Origin of the sequence: Kitasatospora sp. MBT63 (genome assembly GCF_000710465.2) — a bacterium.
In the GTDB taxonomy this organism is placed as follows: domain Bacteria; phylum Actinomycetota; class Actinomycetes; order Streptomycetales; family Streptomycetaceae; genus Kitasatospora.
Genome location: NZ_JAIZ01000577.1, coordinates 19,767 through 25,501 on the forward strand (window position 1 = coordinate 19,767; position 5,735 = coordinate 25,501).

Genomic DNA, 5,735 nt, shown 5'->3' on the forward strand with positions numbered 1-5,735 from the left:
GTCGGATGGATCGAGTAGGTGTGGGGTGTCCTGCGTCAGGTGTCACTGGCGCTCGGCGCGCGCCTTGAGCTCGTGGAGCCAGGTCTCCAGGGACTGCCGGAGCGCGTCGCCGAGCAGTTCCGGCTCGGCCGCGACGGGAGCGCCGGACCAGGACTCCTCGGTGCGGACCGTGACGACGCCGTCGGACTCCTCGAAGGTCCACACGTGGATGCCGTCGATGCCCTGGACCGGGCCGCCCCAGGCGATCCGCTCGCCCGGCTCGACCTGGAGGACGGTGGAGGTGATGTCGAGCCCGTGGGTGGACCAGCGGAAGGAGGTGCCCGGGACGAGCGGGCCGAGGATCGCGGCCCGGGTGATGTCCGGGTGCCAGTTGGCCCAGGCGTTGATGTCGGTGTGCAGGCGCCAGACGGCGGCCAGCGGGGCGTTCACCGTGGTCGACAGCCGGACGACGACGGGGGCGTTCTCGTCGATGGTGGTGTTGGTGTTCGTGCTCATGGTGGGTTGGGTCCTTCCAATTGGCGGGGCGAGAATATGTGTGATCAACCACTCACTCTTTGGCCCGAAGAAGTGGCAGCCCGCTGTCGACGGGCTGCCACCCTGCGGGCGGGTCCTCAGTAGTGCCGGATGCCCGCCGTGAGGGTCCGCGTCCAGGGCGCGTCCACCTTGTCGGCGTCCATCGCGGCCACCAGGTGACACAGCATGCCGACGGCGAAGAACTCCTGGACCTGCCGGTCGTCACCTCCGGAGGCCCCGCGGACGTACTCGACCAGGCGGGCGTACCCGGCCCGCACGGCGTCGCGGATCGCCGGCTCGGAGACTGCCGCCGCCTGGGCGTGCATCTGCACCAGCAGCAGATCGTTGTCGCTGATCAGCCGGGCGTAGGCATCACCCATCGCGTACAGCACCGCCTCCGGCGAGCTGCCGTCGGCGGCGGCCGCGCCACCCTCGAGGCTGGCCCGCACCCGGACGAAGCAGTACTCGACCACGGCCACGAACAGGGCTTCCTTGCTGGGGAAGAGCCGGTAGACGTACGCCTGCGAGATCCCGGCGGCCTTGGCGACCTCCGTCGTCGTGGTGCCGAAGTAACCCCGCGAGGCGAAGGCGCCGATCGCGGTGCGCAGCACCGTGTCGCGGCGTTCCTCGGCGGTGGAGAGTTGGCGTGGGCGTTCCGTTTGCATGTGAGTACTCAACCACTCACACTTTTCGGCGTCAAGTGCCGGGATCCTCGGGGCCCGGCGGCGGAGCCCGGAACGGCGCGGGTGGTAGGTCGCCGCTCCATGCCGGGCGGGCCGGGGTGGCAGTCCCCCGTCGATGGCCCGGGGTGGAACTGCTCGACGGCGGCAGGGGTTCTGTGCGGCAGCCCCCTCGAGGATCAGGCGCCGGAGTTGTCGACGAGACCCACGATATCGAGGTACTCGATTTTCGGCGGGACGCCGTAAATTCCCGTCACCTTGTCGACGATTTCAGCCGTGAAGAAGGCGCGGGCCTTCTCCTCGTCGTCCCACAGGTAGAAGTTCCGAGCGTGAACGCCGTCTTCGTCGAGCATGAAGCTCTTGAAGCGAAGGCCGGCCATGCCTTCGAAGGGCGCTCGGAGCTCGCTCGCAATCTTGGCGAGAGTCGAACGGTCGAACTTGTCGGTCTGCGTGAACGTCACGAGCACGCCGATCATCATGCCTCCTGTCGATTGGGTGAGGAGTGGTCGATCGAGTGATGCTGGAGGCGAATTCCAGTATACGCGGCCGGAAATTCCGGTCGTCAGGCCGCGGGTCGGATGTGTTGCCCGCGGCCGGCGGACGCTCAGGAGTTCGTGAGGGTGATCGTCTGAGGGTTCGGGTCCGTGTCGAGGCTCGGGGGGAAGTTCGCCGGTAGGCTTCCCGGGGAGGTCTGCGGGATGTACGAGCCGGGATCGGCCTCGGTGGGGCCCGGGGTCAGGGGGTTCGGGCCGAAGACGCGCAGGTCGAAGATCTGCGGCCGCCCGGTGCAGGGGGCGTTGACCTGAACGGTGTGTGCGCCGGCGTCGAAGTCCGGCAGGTCCACGTTCACCCGCTGGATCGTGTACCCGGGGGTGCAGGTCACGGTGACCGGGACGGTCGCGAGGTTGGACGACTGGATGACTCCGTCGCCCACCAGCATGGTTGCCGACGGGGAGGTGACGGGACCGGTCGCGCCTACGGTGTGGCCGGTGCCGCTGATGTGGCCGGTGCCGGTGGTGTTGTTGTTGCCGATGGTGGTGTCGTGGCCGGCGGCGTTGTTGTTGCCGCCGACGTTGGTGACGTTGCCGTCGCCATTGTTGACCACGATGGTCGAGCCGAACGCGGCGGGGACCGTGGGGGCGTCGGCCGACACTCGGGCCGCAGTTCCCGCGATCAGGACCGCGGCGGAGGCCACGACGGTGGCTGAGCGTACGGAGAGCACCTTCATGCGCGGGAGGTCCTTGTCGTTCCGGGGCGGGTCGACGGGGTGGGTCGCACCGCCGATGATTCGGGACGGAGCGGCCCTGATAACGCCCGGCGGCGCGTGGCGGCCCGGAAGTCACCCGTAGCGGTCAAGCGAAGGTCCGCCCTGCCCGGCCGGGGCCGGCCGCCGGTCAGTGGGGCGTCAGCATGCGGTCAGTCGGCCGGGGCATGCTGAGGGTGCGTCAGGGAGCGAACACGGCTCCCCGACCGGGAGAGGTGCCCGGAGCGGTTCATCGGGTGCCTGGCCGGCAACGGCCGAGCAGGGTCCTCCGGGGCCCGCGCAGGTTCGAATCCTGCCCTCTCCGCCCGAGCGGCCCGGCCGGGCCGGTGATGGCCGGTGACGGTCGGTCACGTGTGCGGCGAGCGGCAGAATCGGCCCCGTGCCCCCGGAGCCCGGCCGCCGCGGGGTGGTCGCCGTCGGCGTCGGTTCGATGTCATATCATTCGCCGACGTCGGTGGCCCGGCGCGGGAGCGCGGGCCGTAGGGGGACGGGTTCGGACGGGCGTGGCGCCCGGGCACGCACCCGGGCCGACGCGGGACCCGGGCGATCTCTCGCCCCGGCGATCCGCCCCTGCCGGTTTCTCGACTCGTGCAAGGGATCGAATCTCGATGACCATCCGTACACCGCTGCGCCGTGTCCGCGCGGCAGCGGCCGTGGCAGGCGCCGCCGTCACGTTCCTCGCCGTCCTGCCCGCCGCTCCGGCCTCCGCGGCGGGCGGCGGCTTCACCACGCCGAAGTCCACCACCCTGGTGAACGCCAACTCCGGGAAGTGCCTGGAGGTCGCCGACTGGCGCACCGACAACGGGGCCCCCGTCCGGCAGTGGGACTGCCACGGCGGCGCCAGCCAGCTCTGGGACTTCAAGCAGGCCGGCGGCGTCACCATGCTGGTCAACCGCAACTCCGGGAAGTGCCTGGAGATCGCCGACTGGCGGATGGACGACGGTGCACCGGCCCGCCAGTGGGACTGCCACGGCGGCTGGAACCAGGGCTGGCTCTACTCGGGCGAGATCGGGCCCCACAAGGAGCTGGGTCTGTCCAACCTCAACTCCGCGGCGCTGCTGGAGATCGCGGACTGGCGCACCGACAACGGGGCCCCCGCCCGCCAGTGGCGGGGCGCGTCCAACCGGGTCGTCGACGGCAACAAGGCCTGGATCACCGCCATCAAGCTGCTCTGACCGATCCCGGGGTGCGTCCGTGCGGGTCCCTGCCGGGTCGGCAGGGACCCGCAGTGCCGTCTGCCGTGAAGCCCCGGCGCAAAGATCCGACGCGCGACGGGTGGTGCGGAGGCACTGGATCGACCAGGCACTGGATCCACCCGCCACTGCGACCGATGAGGCAGAACGCTCCGGACGGTCCGGCGGGTGCGCCGCGCTCGCACGGCACGACCAGCACGGCCACGTCGGGGGAGGTCCATGGCGCGGGTGGCCGACCGGGCGGCGCAGCGCGGCGTCGTCGAGGACCACCTCGAGCTCCAGCGGTTCGGGGCGGTGCAGCGGTCCTTCGCCGCGGTGAACCGGCGCCGCGGTATCCCGCGTAGTTGCATACGAGTGTCCACAGCCCGGGGAGAACGCGGTGTCCGTGCTCGATCGTTCAGTCTTCTCCTGGTATCAGCATTGCGCAGCACCGCAGTTGGTGCGTGCGCTGACCGAGTGCACCCGCGCCGACCGGGCCCGGCAGCTCGCCGAGCAGGCCGGGCCGGACCTCGCCGCGATGCGGAACCCGTACCGGCGGGCCTTCGCGCTGGCGATCCCGGCGGTGGCCCTGGTCGCCCTCGGCGACCCGGTGGGCGCCCGGCGGCTCGTTGAGCGGGCGGAGCCGATCGCCCGGGCCGTCGACTACGGCAGCAACCGGGCGAACGCCCTCACCAGCCTCGGCGCGGCGCTCCACGCCGCCGGCGACGCGGCCGGGGCCCGGCGCCTGCTGGGCCTCGCCGAACAGGCCGCGCTGGCCGCCACCCACTCGGAGGACCGGGTCGGCGCCCTCGGCGAGGTGGTCGAGGCGCTCGCCGGCCTCGGCGACACCGACGGCGCCATGCGGGTGGCGGCGACGGCGGAACGGATCGTGGCCGCCGAGCCGGACGACATCTACCAGTCCCGCGCGATCTGCGGCTGTCGGCCACGCTCGTCGCCGTCGGCGAGCCGGCCCGGGCCGAGAAACTGGCGGCCACCGCGCGCCACTCCTCCTACCGGTACGGCGCCCTCGAGCATCTGGTGCTCGCGCTGGCGGGCCGAGGCCGGGTCGAGGACGCCCGCCGGGTCATCCGGAACATCGGCGACCCGGAGCTGATCGGGGATGCGACCCGCGCGCTTGACGAGGCGCTGACCACCAACACCTTCCACGTCGTCCCGCCGTTTCCCGGCCTCGACCTCCCGGAGCCGGAGCCGGCGCCAGGACCGGTCCCCGCCGAGCCCGCGCTCCCGGCACGCCCCGCCGTCGAGCCACGCCCTGCAGTCGCCCGCCGGCGGCCTCCGCGGCTTCCCGCGGAACTCGGCTGAGGGAGGTGCCCCAGTCCGGTGCTTCCGTGAGCGTGAGAGCCCCGTCCTCCGCCCCGACGACCCGCGCCATGATCCGGCCGCGGTCCTCGCCGGGAAAGGCATAGGGAGAAGCGGGATCCATCTCCACCAGGAAGTCCCAGCCCTCGCGCCGGGCCGGATCGTACGCGTCGACATGCCGACCGGTCGCCCGCCGACCGCGTCGACGGTCACGGTGATGTCGATGTCGTACATCTCGGGTACAGCGACGGATCAGCCCACCGTTCGGGGCGGCCGTGACCCACGAATCGATCCATGAGAACTCCATGGACGATGTCCGGGCGGGCCGGCCGGGCGGCGACGGGGCGGCAGGGCGGAGAGGGCAGGATTCGAACCTGCGCGGGCCCCGGAGGACCCTGCTCGGCCGTTGCCGGCCAGGCACCCGATGAACCGCTCCGGGCACCTCTCCCGGTGTCAGGGAGCCTTACTTGCTCCCTGACGTGCCTTCAGCATGCCGGGACGCCCTGACCGGACGCTGACTCCTCGCTGACCCTGCCATGCCGCACCCGGCACTCCGCCTACGGCTTACGGGCGACACCGCCGGCGATGCACCGCTGAGCCGCGTTCCACTCCGCCTGCGAGCCGTCCGGGTGTTGTCGGTCGACGCACGGCACCAGGCCCGGTTCGACCAGCGCCGGATTGAACAGCTCCGCCAGCACGGCCTTGGTGGAGATGGTGCCGCTGCCCATCATGCCGCGCAGGAACACGTCCTCCATCTTCCGGGCGGTCGCGCTGTACTCGTCCTCC

6 protein-coding genes, 2 tRNA genes and 1 pseudogene are annotated in these 5,735 nt (G+C 71.7%); 3 read left to right on the forward strand and 6 right to left on the reverse strand.

Going from position 1 to position 5,735, the window contains the following annotated elements; all coding sequences use genetic code 11:
- Nucleotides 1-42: 42 nt before the first annotated feature.
- From AA75_RS30280 to AA75_RS30295, 4 genes are all read right to left on the reverse strand, one after another.
- Nucleotides 43-495: an SRPBCC family protein gene (locus AA75_RS30280; protein WP_033823496.1), complete on the reverse strand. Its 453-nt coding sequence runs from the start codon at nt 493-495 to the stop codon at nt 43-45.
- Nucleotides 496-611: 116 nt separating this feature from the next.
- The gene (locus AA75_RS30285) at nt 612-1,178 is read right to left on the reverse strand and encodes a TetR/AcrR family transcriptional regulator (RefSeq protein WP_033823497.1); all 567 of its coding nucleotides are present in this window, start codon (nt 1,176-1,178) and stop codon (nt 612-614) included.
- Between the two features lie 194 nt (nt 1,179-1,372).
- Nucleotides 1,373-1,672 carry a hypothetical protein gene (locus AA75_RS30290; protein ID WP_199520444.1) on the reverse strand — a complete coding sequence of 100 codons (300 nt, stop codon included), beginning with the start codon at nt 1,670-1,672 and terminating at the stop codon, nt 1,373-1,375.
- Nucleotides 1,673-1,797: 125 nt separating this feature from the next.
- Complete coding sequence (locus AA75_RS30295; RefSeq protein WP_051813758.1) at nt 1,798-2,421, reverse strand: hypothetical protein; 624 nt, start codon at nt 2,419-2,421, stop codon at nt 1,798-1,800.
- Nucleotides 2,422-2,666: 245 nt separating this feature from the next.
- Between AA75_RS30295 and AA75_RS48135 the strand changes: the two genes are divergently transcribed.
- The 3 genes from AA75_RS48135 to AA75_RS30305 all read left to right on the forward strand — a co-directional run bounded on the left by AA75_RS48135 (nt 2,667) and on the right by AA75_RS30305 (nt 4,743).
- Nucleotides 2,667-2,761: transfer RNA gene (locus tag AA75_RS48135), tRNA-Cys, on the forward strand.
- A 304-nt stretch (nt 2,762-3,065) separates the two neighbouring features.
- Nucleotides 3,066-3,632: an RICIN domain-containing protein gene (locus AA75_RS46160; RefSeq protein WP_051813760.1), complete on the forward strand. Its 567-nt coding sequence runs from the start codon at nt 3,066-3,068 to the stop codon at nt 3,630-3,632.
- A gap of 457 nt (nt 3,633-4,089) precedes the next feature.
- Nucleotides 4,090-4,743, forward strand: coding sequence for a hypothetical protein (locus tag AA75_RS30305; protein WP_149038465.1), 654 nt, complete (start codon nt 4,090-4,092; stop codon nt 4,741-4,743).
- Nucleotides 4,744-5,302: 559 nt separating this feature from the next.
- Here the strand turns inward: AA75_RS30305 and AA75_RS48140 are convergent.
- Together AA75_RS48140 and AA75_RS30315 are read right to left on the reverse strand one after the other, a co-directional pair.
- Nucleotides 5,303-5,397, reverse strand: a tRNA-Cys gene (locus tag AA75_RS48140).
- Between the two features lie 109 nt (nt 5,398-5,506).
- Nucleotides 5,507-5,735, reverse strand: a pseudogene (locus AA75_RS30315) (SAM-dependent methyltransferase); the annotation flags it as partial.